Here is a 16315-nt window from a genome sequence, read left to right as displayed (position 1 = left end):
TCTCTGCGATTCTCTTCTGACAGTACGACCAATTACTCGTGATCTGGGAAAGTTCCCTGTACCAGACAATTGGCAGGTTTCCTGGCTGAAAGATCAATGCGTAACTCTTCGTCTTCCCAATGCAGCAGCCAATCTTCTCCGATTCTGAACTCACAATTCTGAAATCTTTGAAGATTGCATCCTTCCATCAGTGACCTGTTGCAAAAGTCACGCTCCCTTATCACAGTGACGAGATCGTACAGGATTCTCACCTGTTTCCCTTTTACCCGACTCTCTTCTGAATTTTTTGTTTTCTTGAAGGAATCGGCACCAACTCTCTTCCTGTATGATGTTTTCCCCATCATAACATACCAAAACCCCTTTGACAAGGAGGATAAACATTGACTTATGGTCATTTTAGTTCTATAATTTAGATATTACAAATTCATATGTCACAATCTGTTCTTTTCTTTCATTATAAAACAGGTTTACAAAGGAGTTTTGTTCATGGGAAAAATAGATGAGAATAAACAATTAAAATTAGGTGCCCTCCTGAAAAGTGCCTATGATTTATTTCTGAATCAGGGCATTGCCAAAACCTCCGTTCATGACATTACCAAGAATGCAGGTGTCGCCAAGGGAACCTTTTATCTGTATTTCAAAGATAAATATGCACTTCGGGATCACCTGATCGCCTCTACCGCACAGTCTTTGTTCCAGGAAGCGCATCAGGCCAGCCTGGATCAGGATCTTCCTACATTTGAAGACCACGTGATTTTCGTCGTAGACTATATCATCAATCAGATGATCAAGAATAAACCACTGCTTCGTTTCGTTTCCAAGAATTTAAGCTGGGGCATCTTCAGTCACGCCTTGTTTCCGGGACATGAGAACGATGAGCAGGCGATTCATGATACGTTGTTGAATTTTATTCCGGAAAAGAATCTGAAGCAGTTGAAAAATCCTGAGATTGTACTGTTCATGATCCTGGAACTGGCAAGTTCATCCTGTTACAGTTCCATCCTGGAAAACAATCCGGTATGCATCGAAGAATTAAAGCCTCACTTGTATAATAGTATTCGGGCGATTTTAAAATGTTATACCGTTCCGTTGGAAGCAACCGCCGCATAAGATGCTTTGCGTAAAAAAAGAAAAGTCTTACAGAATTATGAGCGTAATAAAAACGTAATTCTATAAGACTTTTTTATTGAAATCTTTACTGCTTATTTCTTCCGCAAAAGGAATGCATAAGGGAACATCTGAAGCCCCGGTACTTCCTGCGTGCACGCATCAGCGCTGCTCGCAGGGGTATCTCTATGGGGCGAAGGCAAGCGCAAGCGGTTCCCGTTGCAACCTTTTGCAGGAGAATCGATTTTCTGTTTCCTTTCAAATCTCACCTTACAGAGCTTTCATATCCAGTCCGTCAAATCCAACCAGCGTCTGTTTTGCGATCTCTGTGATCTTGTCCAGATCCTCTGTGGTATGTCCTTCCATATTCAGAACCATCACCGGATCATGCAGGGATGCGCGAAGCAGCATCCAGCCGGTGCAGTCTTTGCTAAAACGAACGCGGATTCCTTCGTAGGACTTCGGAAGTTCATATCCGGCTTCTTTCACACGGCTTTCAAAGGCTTCCAGAACTTTTGCTCCATAGGACTTGAAGTCTTCTTCCAGAATCGGAAAACGAACTTCACGGTCGGCAAACACGGTATTCAGTCCGGCGATGAAATGATCGATGGTCTTCCCCTGTTTCTTTGCCTGTGCCACTGCGATAGACAGTTTCACTGCCAGGAATGCTCCGTCATCCAGGTAGTAGTTCTCTTTCAGACAACCATGTCCGGATGTTTCCATTGCCAGCGGACTTACGATTCCTTCTGCATTTAATTCTTTACACTTGTTGATGACATTTTTATATCCTCTCATGTAGCAGAGGTGTTTCAATCCCAGATCTTTCTCCAGGAAATCGGTCAGACGGTCAGAAGTTACAGAGTCTGTGATGATGGTACTTCCCGGATATTCCGGTGCCAGGATTGCTGCGATCATGGCGATGATGGAATCACGGTTGATCGGAGTTCCGTCAGAAAGCACGGCAGACATTCTGTCTACGTCAGTATCAAAGATCAGTCCCAGATCTGCTTTGGATGCTACAGTCGCATCACAGATTGCTTTCATTGCGTCTTTATTTTCCGGATTCGGAATGTGGTTCGGGAACATGCCGTCCGGATCCAGGAATGCGCTTCCTTCCGTATCTGCTCCCAGAGGTGCCAGCACCTTCTTGGCGAAGAATCCTCCGGCTCCGTTTCCTGCGTCCACGATGATCTTCAGACCGGCCAGCGGCTTCTCATAATCTTCTGCTGCCACTGCGTCACAAATCTTCTTGCGAAGTGCTGCGCTGTACACATCGATCAGATCGAAGGCAGTCAGTTTGTCACTGTCTGTCGGCAGTTCTTCTTCCAGAACCTTCTCGTCCATCTTCTCTGCCAGATCTCCGGCGATATTCAAGATTGCTTCGATGTCTTCTTTTTCCAGACCTCCATCCTCATCAAAGAATTTCAGTCCGTTTCGATTGTATGGTAAATGGCTGGCTGTGATCATGCAGGCTCCTGCGTACCCAGTCTCCGGATATACGGTAGACATAAACATGGCCGGTGTGGATGCCATCTGACAGTCAGCAACTTTAATGCCTTCTGCCAACATTCCCTTGATCGCCTGTTTTTTCAGCGCCGGTCCTGTAATTCGGGAATCCGTTCCGATTCCCACTACGCACTGATCTGCTGTCAGGTTCTTCTTCTGCATCAGCCAGATAACAAATGCGCGTCCGATCAAATATGCCGCCTCTTCGGTCAGATTGACATGTTCGCCCTCGATTCCTTCGCAGGCAACGCCTCTGACGTCACTTCCGTTTTTCAGTTTCAAAAGTTCTTTCTTCGTGATAGCCATATTGCTGCTCCTTCTCTCTTCATTTTGCAACCAAACTTTAAACTTTATTTCAAGCTACTGTCATTATAATTCAAAATATTTTTCCGCACAACCTCTATCCTATATAACCACGGATAAAAATCCACAGCACAATCAGCGGCACAATATAGGTTACATAATATCTGACAGCCTTCGGGAATTTGATGCCGGCTCCTGTATTGGCTTCCTTTAAGAAATTATCCCAGCCCCAGCCATAGCGTGTGGTACAGAACGCCAGATATACCAGGCTTCCCAGTGGCAGCAGGTTGTTGCTGACCAGGAAATCTTCCAGATCCAGAACCGTAGAACCGGCTCCCAGAGGCTGAATAAAACTCCATACGTTATAGCCCAGAATACACGGCATGGATAACAGGATGATTGCAGCAGCATTACAAAATGCCGCTTTCTTTCTGGAGCATCCGGTCAGATCGATGGCAAAGGAAATAATATTCTCAAACACCGCGATAATCGTGGAGGCTGCCGCAAAGAACATACACAGAAAGAACAGGCTTCCCCAGATTCTTCCGCCGCTCATGGCATTGAAGATATTCGGCAGTGTAATAAAGATCAGGTTCGGACCGCTGTCCGGATTTACTCCGAATGCAAAACATGCCGGGAAAATGATCAGACCTGCCACCAGTGCCACGCAGGTATCCAGAACCGTCACACAGATTGCTTCTCCCATCAGTCTTCTGGACTTATCAATGTAGCTTCCGAAGATTGCGATCGCACCGATTCCAAGGCTTAATGTAAAGAAAGCCTGCCCTACTGCTGCAAAAACAACCTGCATCGCTCCGGCATCTTTTACTTTCTGGAAATCCGGTACCAGATAAAAGCTTAATCCTTTTTCCGCACCCGGAAGTGTCGCCGAGCGAATCGCCAGTACCACCAGCAGCGCGAGAAGCAGAAACATCATGTATTTCGTGATCTTCTCCAGACCTTTCTGCACACCCAGACTGCAGACGCTGAAACAGAAAATTACCACGATCATCATGAATACCGTCATCAGAACCGGTTTTCCCATCAGATCTCCAAAGATCCCCTGAATCTGTTCTGCATTTTTCCCATGGAATTCTCCCTTTAACATCTTACACAGATATAAAAGCATCCATCCTCCAATGGTGGTATAGAACATCATCAGCAGATAATTTCCCGCCATACCAAAGTACTTGTACCAGTGCCATTTCGTTCCTTTCGGCTCTAGCTTATCAAAGGACAATGCCACACTGGCCTGACTGGCACGTCCTACCGCGAACTCCATGACCATGATCGGAAGTCCCAGCACCAGCAGGAAGAACAGATAAATCAGCACAAAAGCCGCTCCTCCGTATTGTCCTGTAATGTACGGAAAACGCCACACATTCCCCAATCCGATGGCGCATCCGGCCGAGATCAGGATAAATCCCAATCTGGAACCAAATTTTTCTCGTTTCATTTGTTTACCCTCTCATTTCATTTATTTTTTCTCTTTTATTCACCTTTTTTCAGGCAATCTCCTCTATATCCACCTTCCGTCCCTGACTCTTGCCGCAGAATGTTCTACCGAACATTTCTCTTACAATTTCTGCCATTTCCAATCATTCGACTTTCTCAAGCCTGATTTCTCACACTAATTTCAGATTCTCTGATTATTCTTTCTCCGTTGGATCTGACGTTTTTCCTTGTGTTTCCTGCTTCTCTTCCGCTTTTCCCTTCGGTTCGTCGTAAGTTTCCAGGAAAGAATGTTTCAATCCGTCTTTTTTATAAGCAACAACGGTGCTTAAGTTTACATTTTCCACACTCCGGAAAATGTTTCCTTCCACAAACGGATTAACCTTTTTCAACTCTGCGATCAGATTCTTGATCTCCATACGTTTGGAAACGCTGCGGCCATCCGGGTCGCAGGTAGTACAGGTATCGGTAAACCGGCAGGCACACTGAATAAAATGCAGGCCATTGTAATCTCTCCAGTGCTTAATATCATCCTCCCGGATCAGATACATGGGACGGATCAGTTCCATCCCTTCAAAATTGGTGCTGTGCAGCTTCGGCATCATGGTCTGTACCTGTGCCGAGTACAACATTCCCATCAGGATTGTCTCAATCACATCGTCATAATGATGTCCCAACGCAATCTTATTGCATCCCAGTTCTTTCGCCTTACTGTACAGATATCCCCGTCTCATTCTGGCACAGACATAACAGGGCGATTTCTCAATATCATAGACCGCATCGAAAATTTCCGTCTCGAATACTGTAATCGGAATCCCCATCAATTTCGCATTGTTCTCGATCACTTTCCGGTTCACTTCGCTGTAACCCGGATCCATCACCAGAAAGACCAGTTCAAAATGAAATTTATTATGGCGTTTCAATTCCTGAAACAGTTTCGCCATCAGCATGGAGTCTTTTCCGCCGGAAATGCAGACCGCAATCTTGTCATTTTCCTGTACCAGATCATATTCCCGGATTGCTTTTGCGAACTGGGAAAATAACGCCCGATGGAATTTCTTGCGAATGCTCAGTTCAATCTCTGCTGCCCGGTTCTGCTCCGGATCCTGTTCTTTTTCTTCCTCCATCTGACTGACCAGCCAGGATGCATATCCGCCTTTTAAACTTTTTGCCTGAAAGCCATGTTCTCTCAGCATTTCTGCCGCATCCACACTGAAAATTCCACGCATACAGTACAGAATCAGCAACCGGTCTTTCGGAAGTTCTTCTAAAGATTCTTCCAGCTTGCTCTGGACAATCTGTCTGGCTCCCGGAATCATTCCGTAAGCGACACTGGAATCATCCCGGATATCGATCAGGCTGTATGAGCCTTCCTCTAATACTTTCACCTCACCCCAGGTGATCTCTGTCTCACTCATGTGTCTGCTCCTTTTTCCGCGTTTGTTCCTCTTTGATCTTCTGCAGATCTTCCTCCATCTTCTTTCGTGCTTCTTCCATTTCCTTTGTCGTCAGATCTTTTACCACTTCTCCTGCGATGATCAGTCCCACCACGGATGGTACAAATGCCGTCGATCCCGGAATTGCCCGGCGCTCGGTACATTTTCTTGCTGCTCCCGGCGGACAGATACAGTGTGCCCGACAACTGATAGCCATATCCTCGATCGGAGCCAGTGCCTTTTCTTTGGAATACACGACTTTTAAATGTTTCACGCCCCGCTTCTTCAACTCCCGTCGCATGACTTTTGCCAGCGGGCATACGGAAGTCTTATAGATATCCGCCACCTCAAACGCTGACGGATCCAGCTTATTGCCGGCTCCCATACTGCTAATAATCGGAACGCCCGCCTCCTGAGCCTCCAGAACAAGTTGGATCTTGGCTGTCACCGTATCCACCGCATCGACTACATAATCATACTCTTTAAAATCAAATTCATCCTTGGTTTCCGGCAAATAGAAGCAATTGTGGATTTCCACCTTTGCATCCGGATTGATCTCCAGGATCCGTTCTTTCATTACGTCTGTCTTATACCGCCCCACCGTTTTTCTGGTGGCAATGATCTGACGATTGATATTTGTCAGGCAGACTTTATCATCATCAATCAAGTCAAAAGCGCCCACACCACTGCGTGCCAGCGCTTCCACTACATATCCTCCGACTCCACCGATCCCGAAAACGGCAACCTTAGAGCCTGCTAATTTCTCCATTGCTGCATTCCCAAGCAGCAATTCTGTTCTTGAAAACTGATTTAACATCTTATAACACCTTCACTAACTCCTCCATGTCACGATACAGCGTATGACGCTCAGACGGTACTGACTTGTCTGATGGATAACCAATCGGCATCAGCAGAACCGGTCTTTCATTTGCCGGGATGTCAAATGCCTCGATCACCTCTGACGGTGGGAATACATTCACCCAACAAGAGCCGATTTCCAGTTCCTGTGCCTGCAACATCATGTGGGTTGCCACGATACTTGCATCTTCCTGCCCGGAGCGGTAATCTTCCTCTTTCGTGTTGAACCACTCTTCATCTTTGTTATAGGTAAACAGAAGGACGATCGGTGCGTTGAATGCACAGCGACTCAGTTCACGGATCTTTGCAACTGCTGCTTCACTCTTTAACACATACACACGATATGCCTGATTATTCTTTGCTGTCGGAGCGATCCGTCCTGCTTCCAGAATCTTCTGAAGCTTTTCTTCTTCAATCGGAGTATCCTTATAATCACGTACCGAATATCTTTCTTTTGCCAATGTCATAAAATCCATGTTTCATGTCTCCTTTCCTGCTATTTGCTATCATCTGCTGCTATTTTAACACATTATTTTTCCGTTTCAAAATATTCTTTTACCATCTTCACAACCACACCGGACAACAGGAAGACTGCGATCAGGTTCGGGATTGCCATCAGACCGTTAAATGTCTCCGCAATGCTCCACATCAATCCCAGATCCATGGTCGCTCCGACGATGGCTACCAGAGAGTATACCAACATAAACGGCTTGTTCACTCTGGTTCCAAACAGGAACTCGATACATCTTGCTCCGTACAGTCCCCAGCCGATGATGGTGGAAAATGCGAAACAGCACATTGCCACTGCGGTAAAGATGGACACCAAGTTGCCATACACTGCGGTAAATCCGCTGATGGTAAGCTCTGCACCGGCTGCGGCACCATATCCTACCGGAACTCCGCTGCAAAGGATAACCAATGCAGTCAGTGTACAGATCACGATCGTATCTACAAAGACTTCAAAGATTCCGAAGAATCCCTGTTTTACCGGCTTTCTTGTATCTGCGCAGGCATGGGCGATGGATCCGGTACCAAGTCCGGCTTCATTGGAGAAGATTCCTCTGGAAACGCCCTTTTTCATACTCATAAAGAAGCTGCCCACTGCGCCACCGGTTACGGATGCCGGTGAGAACGCCCCCTTGAAAATGGAAGCAAAGACCGCCGGAATATGCCCGATATTCAGTACAATGATTCCCAGTGCAAGTAAAATATAAAGCACTGCCATAAACGGTACCAGACGTTCTGTCACCTGTCCGATTCGTTTGATTCCTCCAAGCAGGATCAGCGCAATCAGAATCGCCAGCACGATTCCGATGATCAGGTTCAGTGTCTTCACACTGCCCTCTCCGATCACGTTGTAATTAAACAATGCGGAATCAATGGCTGTGGTAATGGTGTTGACCTGGGTTGCGTTTCCGGTTCCGAATACGGTCAACACACCAAATGCTGCGAATAAATACGCCAGGAAATGCCAGTGTTTCGCCAGACCATTCTTAATGTAGTACATCGGTCCGCCCACATATTCTCCATCCTCATTAACCTCACGAAAATGTACCGCCAGGGTAACTTCTGAGAACTTGGTACACATTCCAAGCAGGGCGGAAATCCACATCCAGAAAACGGCTCCCGGTCCGCCGATTGCGATTGCTCCGGCAACTCCGGCAATATTTCCCGTTCCAACCGTCGCCGCCAGTGCAGTACAGACTGCCTGAAACGGCGTCATAGCTCCGTCAGAAGCCTCCTTCTTTTTCAACATACGTCCCAGCGTAATCTTCATCGCATAGGGGAACTTTCGGATCTGGAGAAATCCGGTTCTGACACTTAAGACCAGTCCTACTCCGATAATACAGAGCATAGCGGGAACACCCCAGATAAAGTTGTTGACCACGCTATTTACAGATTCAATTGTCGCTAACATAATAATCCCTTTCTCTTTTGGATCGATTTTCTACGATAATAACTTAAGGATTATACCATATTTCCTACTGAATTGCAGTAGTTATTTCGCGAATTCCCGTTGCATTCTTGCTTCAATTCGCTCTTTTTTAAGCCTTTCCCCGATCACGATCCACACATTCTGTCCGTCTTGTGCCGTTCGGATCTCGTAGCCGCCTCTTGTGGCATTTAACTCCAGCCATTGATTCCCATCCTGCAAAAAGCCCTTCACCCGGATAATTTTCCCACAATCCGAATCTTCGAACAGGCTCTGCACCAACGTTTCTGCCTGCTTCCTCTCGATATCCAGATTCATAAAAAATGCCGTTTCAAAGGATTCTTCTTCCGGGAACCATTTCTTTTGGTAGCTGTTCTGCTGCATTCCCACATTTTGGATCCGGGCAAAATCTTCTTCCGTCAGATCTTCCCAGTTCTTTGCCAGTACACACTCCTGTACCTTCTTTTTACAGCCGATTTCCTGTAACGCAGTTTCCAGCATCTCCAAGGTCTTCCTGGCCTGCTCTTCGCCTGCTTCTTCCATTCGGCTAAGCAGCACACACCCCGCATCTGCTACTTCCGACGCCAGATAATACGCTTCGTGCTCCGTCAGATGGTCATCCAGGCAGGCATTGACCACCGCGATCACACTTCCCACTTCATACCAGCGATCCACTGGATCTTCCCGCAGCGCATCAAAGAATTCATCCACATCATAGATTCCGGAAGGTTCCACGAGGATCCGGTCATATCCGCACATGCCCATGGCAATCAGTTTGGTACGAAACCGTCTTCTGTGGGTTTCCTGATCACATCCACCGGAGATCATTTCCAGCTCACACTGTTCCCCTTCCAGATCTTTCAAAAGCATCATATCCACGTTGATGGCTCCGTAATCATTTTCCAGAATCCCGATATTCAGTCCCTTGTCCATCAGATACCGGGCATATTTCTTTATAAAAGTAGTTTTACCGGATCCTAAGAATCCGGTAATCAAATCAATCTTTATCATTTCTTTTCTCCTGTCAGCTGACCGATTACATAGTATTCATTCAGTTACTCTCCGCCTTCCAGCTTATAGCATGCTACGCCCTGCTCATCAAACTCCGGCGCCAACTTTACTTCATTGCAGTCCATATTTTACGGATGACAGCGTCCGCAGGGCTCGTATCCCTGACTGATCAGATCCTCCCGACTCCCGGTAAACTCTCCGCGATTCGTATCCTTGATCGTCTTTACACTGGAACAGGATGGCTTGTGGAACTTTTTGGTATTCTGATTCAAAATATAAGTTTCCGTTTGCGCCCCTGCCTCGGACTGGTTGTTTCCTGCCGCATCTACCTGTACATTTGCAACACTCTTTCCGTTTGTCGCAGACGATTCGGCGGCGGAACTCACCTCGTCTGCATCCTGTCTCCAACTGTCTCCGGTGGCATAATCAATGCCGATCCCCGGCTGCACATTATAGCAATATACGTGGAACTTCACCCCTGTTCCATTGTCCTCCACCGATTCTGCTTCCATTTTCACGCCTCGCGCCACCAGTTCTTCGCCCTGAAAGATCGGTGTTACACGGTACAGTACATGATTCCCGGTACGTTTCACATAGTCTGCCACTTCATCCTCAAACGGTAACATTCCCTGCACGTTCAGATATCTGGTTCCTGTGATCAGATTTTTCTCATTGGCATTTTCCCCTGCCAGTTGGTATCCGATCAGATGACACCGGTTATACAGATAATTTCCATCAATGATGTCATTATATTTTACGGTATGCCATCCCGAAGGCTTGATCATTCCGATCCTGCCCCGTTCTTCGATAGGCATCAGTTCCTTGCAGATATTTGCATAGGCAACCTGGCATCTTCCCAGCGCATCCAGATTACTGTATGTTTCAAACGCTTCCGTTGTCCGGTCATTTTCCGTAAAATCCGGTTCGTTATTCTCAAGCACCACATACGGGCTTCCCGAATATTCCGGGGCTTCTGACAATATATAGGATGCATTGGCCGCATCGGACTGAGACTGACTCTGGAGTTCCAGGTCTGTCTCCACATCCGCCTTTGCATCCGACTCGTCTGAACTTGTCGCTTCCTCCTGATTTTGCGTAACTGCTCCGGCAGATGCTGTAACCTCTGCATCACTCCTGTCAGCAGACTGTGTGGAGCCACAGCCACTGAACAATAACAGAGAGGATAACACCAGCCACAGGATTTGTTTTTTCCATTTTTCCACATGCTTCATAGATCTGTGTCCTCTTTTTCTTTCTGCTTCACTCATATAGAGTTATTATCCCACGGCACGCACCTTCGGTGCTTGACGCTAACGCTCATTATATCATGAATTCGATGTTCACACAATGTTCACAACTTTTTAGCACTCACCTCTTTACATTGCTAATAATGTGTGTTATAGTACAAATAGAACAAAGGAAGAGGGATAAAAAGAAAGAACTGATATCCCAAAAGTCCGATGTTCTTACCAAATTGAAACACCTCGGATTTCTCCGATCGTGCGAATTATCAAAGTTTAAAAATTGGAAGGAGAAATGACTTATGATGATGCCTAGTATTTTTGGAGAAAACTTATTTGATGATTTTATGAACGATTTTGCTTTTCCGGCTTTCCCGGATGTTGACAAAACTTTGTATGGTAAACACGCAAAGAACCTTATGAAGACCGATGTAAAAGAAAAAGAAGACGGATTCCAGGTTGACATTGATCTGCCGGGATTTAAGAAAGATGAGATCCAGATTGAGTTGCACGATGGTACCGTAACCGTCAGTGCTGAGAAGGGTCTGGATAAAGACGAGCAGGATAAGGATGGCAAATATATCCGCCGTGAGCGTTATGCCGGTGGTATGAGCCGAAGCTTCTATGTCGGAGAACATATTACAGAAGCCGATATCCATCCGAAATATGAGAACGGTATTCTTTCCTTCTTTGTTCCGAAGGCAAAAGAACAGGCCGTCGAAGAGAAAAAGCATTATATTTCCATTGAAGGATAATCTTTCCTCCATAAAAGAAGGAGTTGCCCAGAACTGGGCAGCTCCTTTTTTATGTCCATTTTTTTACCCAAATGGACGATGTGCGAAATATTCCTGTATGTTAAGATACAAAAAAGACTGAGAATATGGTTGCATATATGCAATTTCATATGCGGATGAAATTATATTTTAAACAGTCATTGTACGAACGGAGGAAACCTTATGAAAAAACAAATCTGGAGTATCCTGCTTCTATTGTGTATTGCATTGTGCTTTATGCCAATGCCCGTGGTATACGCGTCAGACTTTACCGGCTGGACAAAACTGACAGACGAGTATAGTGGAAAGAGTCTGGAAAGTGGTAATTATTATCTGGACAGTGATGTAACGCTTTCCGATACGATCACTATTAAGGAGAACAAAACGGTTACGATTGATCTGAACGGACATGTGTTGCAAAAATCAGGTGGCACATTGTTTGATTTACACTCGGGATCACGTGTTATTTACGGCGACGATATCAGTTATATCTCCGGAGTGAAATTAACCATTCAGGACAGCAATCCCAATTCCGGTCATGATGATTCATCAATTCCTGTAGGTGGTGCAATTTGCGGCGCTGAGATTGATGCAAGTACGGCTGCTTATGATCAAACTGCTGTTTCGATCAATATGACCGGAGGTAGCTTTGGCAAAGGTGCTTCTTTAAATCTGGAGCGTCATGCTTCATTTATGATAAGCGGTACGGCCAGATTTACAAATGATACCTCTTTGACAAACAAAGGAAAGATCTATGCGAACGGCGGCAGATTAGATTGTGAAGTCAGTAACCGGGGAACCATCTGCAATACAGCTACGTCTATCACTTCTTTTTACGGAGAAATAAAAAATATAGGGACTGCGAGCATTAAAGCTGTCGTGAGCGGCGGAATATACTATGGTGCTCTTCAAGATGGAATGACCGTCGGAAAAACAGTTACTTATAGGAATGGCGATGCCGTATTTGCAATTCAGGTTCTTCCGTCAGGCGGCAGAGCCGCTTCTCTTGAAGCACCTGGAAATACCGGAAATGTATTTGTATTCACGGGATGGAGAAAAGCAGATGGCACAGGGTTTGATTTCAGCACAGCTATTACGGACGATCTGACATTGAATGCCGGCTGGCTTGACCCTGCTTCCGTTGGAGAAAAGGGTGACAAAGGAGACAAGGGTGATAAAGGTGATAAAGGCGATACCGGTGCCGCAGGACAGGACGGCATAACACCACAGTTGAAAATCGGTGAGGATAATTACTGGTATGTTTCCTATGACGATGGTCAGACCTGGACTTCTCTTAATGTGAAAGCAAACGGCGAGAAAGGGGATGCCGGTGAAAAGGGAGAGACTGGAGAAAAAGGAGAAGATGGTCTTATTCCATATATCGGAGAGAATGGTCACTGGTGGCTGGATGATGTTGATACTGGTGTACAAGCGTCTGTCAAAGGTGATACCGGTAAGTCAGGTATCGATGGGAAAGATGGCGAAAAAGGAGACACTGGTACAGCAGGAACCAATGGGAAAGATGGCGAAAAAGGAGATACAGGCACATCCGGTACTAATGGAAAAAACGGGGCTGACGGAATCGGGATTGCCCAAATAAAGATCAATGAAAATGGTGAACTTCTCATCAGCCTGACAAATGGAACCACACTCAATCTCGGAAAAGTAACCGGAGATGATGCGAAAGACGGACAGGATGGCCTGACTCCATATATCGGAGAGAATGGTCACTGGTGGATCGGTGAAAAAGATACCGGGGTACAGGCTGAAGCTTCTGGAAATACCGGAAATTCACCTGTAATTATTATCATCGGCGCAGTGGCAGGACTGGCACTTCTGTGGTGTATTGTATTGTCAGTCGTCTTGTATCATGCACTGAAAAAGAAAGCAGATTTTATTGAATAAATCGAGGGGTGGACTTTCGCCCTCTATCCATGTACGCCACAAGGCGCACACAGCATACAGAATTACAGCCGGACCTTTTAAAGTCCGGCTGTTCATCTAAAATCTCTCAATTCTCTTAGTCACGCTTTCCCAGCATTTTCCCGATCTTCCACAATTCATTGATCACCACTACACTGAATGCGGTCGCAAACATTTTGCCCCACATTCCAAGGGAAAGCGGCACCGTCTCAAATACGGCCGTTCCGAACTGAGTGATCGCACACTGCAGAACCAGTACAATTGCAAAGATTCCAAGCATCAGCTTATTTCGCATAACATTTTTCACCATCAGAGTATCGTCCAGTTCCCGGCAGTTAAATGCATTGAACAACTGGAAGAGTACAAACAGGGTAAACAACACGGTATCCTGCTCTTTTGGTGCTGCTCCCAGGAAATTGGTGAAATGCTGAAGCATAAAGATCACAGAAATAAAGATTCCATTCGCAAAGATCCGTATCAACATTTTCTTCGAAATGATATTTTCATTTCGCTTTGTCGGTTTGCGCTTCAGCAGATCGTCACGGATCGGCTCCAAGCCCAGTGTCAGTGCCGGCGGTCCATCCATGATAATGTTGATCCACAACAGTTCCAGCGCCGTAAACGGTGCCGGGAAGCCTGCCAGAATCGAGGCGATAACCACCACAACCGATGATACATTGACCGTCAACTGGAACTGGATGAATCGTTTAAAGTTCTCATAGATTCCACGTCCCCACTGTACCGCTTTTACAATCGTCGTAAAGGAATCGTCCAAAAGCACCATATCGCTGGCTTCTTTTGTCACTTCCGTTCCGGCAATTCCCATGGCGATTCCCACATCTGCATTCTTAATAGCCGGCGCGTCATTGATTCCGTCTCCCGTAACCGCAACCACATTTCCTTCTTCTTTCAGAAGTTTTACCACTCTCATTTTCACAATCGGAGTACTTCTGGCGATCACCTGGATTCGTTTCAGCTCCCGTTTCAGTTCTTTGTCTGACATTTCTTCAATCTCAGAAGCTTCCACCGCAATGTGATTTTCATCCAGCATGTGCAGTTCATTTGCGATGGCTCTGGCTGTCCGGATATTGTCTCCGGTTAGCATTTTTACTTCAATTCCGGCTTTCTGACATTTCTTGATGGAACCATAGACATCTTCACTCAACGGGTCTGAGATCACCACAAATCCATCAAATTTCAGATTCTGTTCCAGTTCATCCTGATCCTCGTCCTGGTAATCTTCCAGTTCTTTATGAGCAAAGGCAAGAAGACGTCCTGCCTGGCTCTGGAACTCTTCCATCAACTCACCGATATGTTTCTGTTCTTCTTCTGAAATGTCGTTGCAAAGGGAGAGGATTTTCTCCGGATTTCCTTTCGTATAGAGTACCAGTCCGTTCTCTTCCCGGACAATTGTACTCATATCTTTTTTCTGAGAGGAAAATGGGAAGACACGGACAACCTCTGCTGTCTGTCGCAATTCCTGATACTCCGTTCCGGATTTATGTGCTGCTACCAGCAGGGAACATTCTGTCGGATTTCCGATAAAGGTCCAGGTTCCGTCTTCTTCATTAATGTTTGCATTACTGTTGATACAGAAATTGTGAAGAAGCGTCTCATCTTTGATTTCTTCCGGCTCCAGCAGTTCTCCTGCCCGGTAAAATTTCTGAACGGTCATCTTGTTTTCCGTCAGCGTTCCTGTCTTGTCGGAGCAAATGATATTGACACAACCGATGGTCTCGCAGGCGATCATTTTCTTCACCAGCGCATTTTCCCGGGACATTTTGATAATATTTAACGCCAGGGAAACCGCCACGATCGTCGGCAATCCTTCCGGAACCGCTGCCACGATCAGGACAATACTGGTAATAAACGCATCGGAAACCGTATTCAAATTCAGAGTTCCTGCCATAAAGAACTGAACGACCTGCAGTAAAAATACGATAGCAGCCGCGGATGCCCCTAACACGGTGATTCCTTTTCCCAGACGATCCAGTTTTTCCTGCAGCGGAGTGGTGGTCTTTTCGATGGAAGAAAGTTCCTGCGCGATCAGACCAAATTCTGTATCATTTCCGACACCCGTTACCACCATCCGTCCATTTCCGGCAGAGACAAAGCATCCCGAATACAGCATATTTTTCCGCTCCGCCACCGGTGTTTTGTCTGAACAGACTGCATCTGCTGCCTTATCTACCGGCAGGCTTTCTCCGGTCAGTGCCGACTCATCTACACTCAAATCGTTGCTTTTGATCAGTCGACCATCCGCGATGATCTTATCCCCGGTTTCTACCAGAAGAATATCTCCCACCACGATATCACGCTGTGGAACCAGACAAGGCTCCCCGTTTCGGATTACTTTGATCAGTGTATCTTCATTTAACTGATTCAGCGCCTCAAACGCTTTGGCGCTCTTTCCTTCTGTCACGATGGTAATCACAACCGAAAGAATGATTGCCGCAAAAATCCCGGCACATTCCAGGAAGTTGTATTCCCCTCCTGTAAAATATCTGGTAATATTGACCGCCAGTGTGATGATTGCTGCAAAAATCAACATCAACAACATCGGTTCTGTGGAGGCGTCCCAGATTCTCTTCGCCATGGATTCTCTGGCCTGCTGTGTAAAAGAATTCTTTCCGTATTTTTCCCGGGACTCTTCCACCTGTGCAAGGCTCATTCCATGTTCTCCATCAGATTTCAGCTCTTCCAATACAAGATCTGCTGATTTCAAAAAAGCATCTTTCATAATGATTGCTTCTTTCCCTTCTTTTGTAGTAT

At 46.0% G+C, this 16315-nt stretch carries 12 protein-coding genes and 1 riboswitch; of the genes, 3 read left to right on the top strand and 9 right to left on the bottom strand.

All coding sequences use genetic code 11. From position 1 onward, the window contains the following. Positions 1-54 precede the first annotated feature (54 nt). Positions 55-329: riboswitch (cobalamin riboswitch) on the bottom strand. 157 nt (positions 330-486) lie between these two features. Next, positions 487-1110, top strand: a complete 624-nt coding sequence (locus KGMB01110_RS10710; RefSeq protein ID WP_119298252.1) for a TetR/AcrR family transcriptional regulator — start codon at positions 487-489, stop codon at positions 1108-1110. A 267-nt stretch (positions 1111-1377) separates the two neighbouring features. Here KGMB01110_RS10710 and KGMB01110_RS10705 read toward each other — a convergent pair whose 3' ends face one another. The 8 genes from KGMB01110_RS10705 to KGMB01110_RS10670 all read right to left on the bottom strand — a co-directional run bounded on the left by KGMB01110_RS10705 (position 1378) and on the right by KGMB01110_RS10670 (position 10874). Next, positions 1378-2919 (bottom strand): phosphohexomutase domain-containing protein, encoded by a 1542-nt coding sequence (locus KGMB01110_RS10705; protein WP_174714254.1) that lies wholly within the window; start codon positions 2917-2919, stop codon positions 1378-1380. 94 nt (positions 2920-3013) lie between these two features. Beyond that, positions 3014-4372, bottom strand: a complete 1359-nt coding sequence (locus KGMB01110_RS10700) for a sodium-dependent transporter (protein ID WP_119298250.1) — start codon at positions 4370-4372, stop codon at positions 3014-3016. A 193-nt stretch (positions 4373-4565) separates the two neighbouring features. Then, positions 4566-5786: an ATP-binding protein gene (locus KGMB01110_RS10695; RefSeq protein ID WP_119298248.1), complete on the bottom strand. Its 1221-nt coding sequence runs from the start codon at positions 5784-5786 to the stop codon at positions 4566-4568. Beyond that, positions 5779-6621 (bottom strand): tRNA threonylcarbamoyladenosine dehydratase, encoded by an 843-nt coding sequence (locus tag KGMB01110_RS10690; RefSeq protein ID WP_119298246.1) that lies wholly within the window; start codon positions 6619-6621, stop codon positions 5779-5781. Before KGMB01110_RS10690 ends, KGMB01110_RS10695 begins: the two co-directional genes overlap by 8 nt. A gap of 1 nt (position 6622) precedes the next feature. Then, positions 6623-7138 (bottom strand): nitroreductase family protein, encoded by a 516-nt coding sequence (locus KGMB01110_RS10685; RefSeq protein ID WP_119298243.1) that lies wholly within the window; start codon positions 7136-7138, stop codon positions 6623-6625. 53 nt (positions 7139-7191) lie between these two features. Next, positions 7192-8580, bottom strand: coding sequence for an alanine/glycine:cation symporter family protein (locus tag KGMB01110_RS10680; protein ID WP_119298241.1), 1389 nt, complete (start codon positions 8578-8580; stop codon positions 7192-7194). Positions 8581-8661: 81 nt separating this feature from the next. Further along, complete coding sequence (locus KGMB01110_RS10675; RefSeq protein ID WP_119298239.1) at positions 8662-9606, bottom strand: GTP-binding protein; 945 nt, start codon at positions 9604-9606, stop codon at positions 8662-8664. A 128-nt stretch (positions 9607-9734) separates the two neighbouring features. Further along, the gene (locus KGMB01110_RS10670; RefSeq protein ID WP_243112794.1) at positions 9735-10874 is read right to left on the bottom strand and encodes a DNA/RNA non-specific endonuclease; all 1140 of its coding nucleotides are present in this window, start codon (positions 10872-10874) and stop codon (positions 9735-9737) included. A gap of 275 nt (positions 10875-11149) precedes the next feature. Between KGMB01110_RS10670 and KGMB01110_RS10665 the strand changes: the two genes are divergently transcribed. Beyond that, positions 11150-11602 carry an Hsp20/alpha crystallin family protein gene (locus KGMB01110_RS10665; protein WP_117603602.1) on the top strand — a complete coding sequence of 151 codons (453 nt, stop codon included), beginning with the start codon at positions 11150-11152 and terminating at the stop codon, positions 11600-11602. Positions 11603-11803: 201 nt separating this feature from the next. Then, on the top strand, positions 11804-13525 hold the full coding sequence (locus tag KGMB01110_RS10660; protein ID WP_119298237.1) for a PL29 family lyase N-terminal domain-containing protein: 1722 nt from the start codon (positions 11804-11806) through the stop codon (positions 13523-13525). A gap of 115 nt (positions 13526-13640) precedes the next feature. On the opposite strand, the gene KGMB01110_RS10655 is transcribed toward KGMB01110_RS10660, so the two are convergent. Continuing rightward, a complete protein-coding gene (locus tag KGMB01110_RS10655; RefSeq protein ID WP_119299189.1) occupies positions 13641-16283 on the bottom strand; it encodes a calcium-translocating P-type ATPase, PMCA-type in 2643 nt (880 codons plus the stop codon). Between the last annotated feature and the right edge of the window lie 32 nt (positions 16284-16315).

It is taken from the genome of Mediterraneibacter butyricigenes, assembly GCF_003574295.1.
In the GTDB taxonomy this organism is placed as follows: Bacteria; Bacillota; Clostridia; order Lachnospirales; family Lachnospiraceae; genus Mediterraneibacter_A; species Mediterraneibacter_A butyricigenes.
The sequence above is the reverse complement of the archived record's forward strand: the minus strand, read 5'-3'. Positions and strand labels throughout refer to the sequence as shown.

Excerpts from the sequence above, each read along its gene's own strand:
- KGMB01110_RS10710 (WP_119298252.1), top strand. The coding sequence starts at position 487 with ATGGGAAAAATAGATGAGAATAAACAATTAAAATTAGGTGCCCTCCTG.
- KGMB01110_RS10705 (WP_174714254.1), bottom strand. The coding sequence starts at position 2,919 with ATGGCTATCACGAAGAAAGAACTTTTGAAACTGAAAAACGGAAGTGAC.
- KGMB01110_RS10700 (WP_119298250.1), bottom strand. The coding sequence starts at position 4,372 with ATGAAACGAGAAAAATTTGGTTCCAGATTGGGATTTATCCTGATCTCG.
- KGMB01110_RS10695 (WP_119298248.1), bottom strand. The coding sequence starts at position 5,786 with ATGAGTGAGACAGAGATCACCTGGGGTGAGGTGAAAGTATTAGAGGAA.
- KGMB01110_RS10690 (WP_119298246.1), bottom strand. The coding sequence starts at position 6,621 with ATGTTAAATCAGTTTTCAAGAACAGAATTGCTGCTTGGGAATGCAGCA.
- KGMB01110_RS10685 (WP_119298243.1), bottom strand. The coding sequence starts at position 7,138 with ATGGATTTTATGACATTGGCAAAAGAAAGATATTCGGTACGTGATTAT.
- KGMB01110_RS10680 (WP_119298241.1), bottom strand. The coding sequence starts at position 8,580 with ATGTTAGCGACAATTGAATCTGTAAATAGCGTGGTCAACAACTTTATC.
- KGMB01110_RS10675 (WP_119298239.1), bottom strand. The coding sequence starts at position 9,606 with ATGATAAAGATTGATTTGATTACCGGATTCTTAGGATCCGGTAAAACT.
- KGMB01110_RS10670 (WP_243112794.1), bottom strand. The coding sequence starts at position 10,874 with ATGAGTGAAGCAGAAAGAAAAAGAGGACACAGATCTATGAAGCATGTG.
- KGMB01110_RS10665 (WP_117603602.1), top strand. The coding sequence starts at position 11,150 with ATGATGATGCCTAGTATTTTTGGAGAAAACTTATTTGATGATTTTATG.
- KGMB01110_RS10660 (WP_119298237.1), top strand. The coding sequence starts at position 11,804 with ATGAAAAAACAAATCTGGAGTATCCTGCTTCTATTGTGTATTGCATTG.
- KGMB01110_RS10655 (WP_119299189.1), bottom strand. The coding sequence starts at position 16,283 with ATGAAAGATGCTTTTTTGAAATCAGCAGATCTTGTATTGGAAGAGCTG.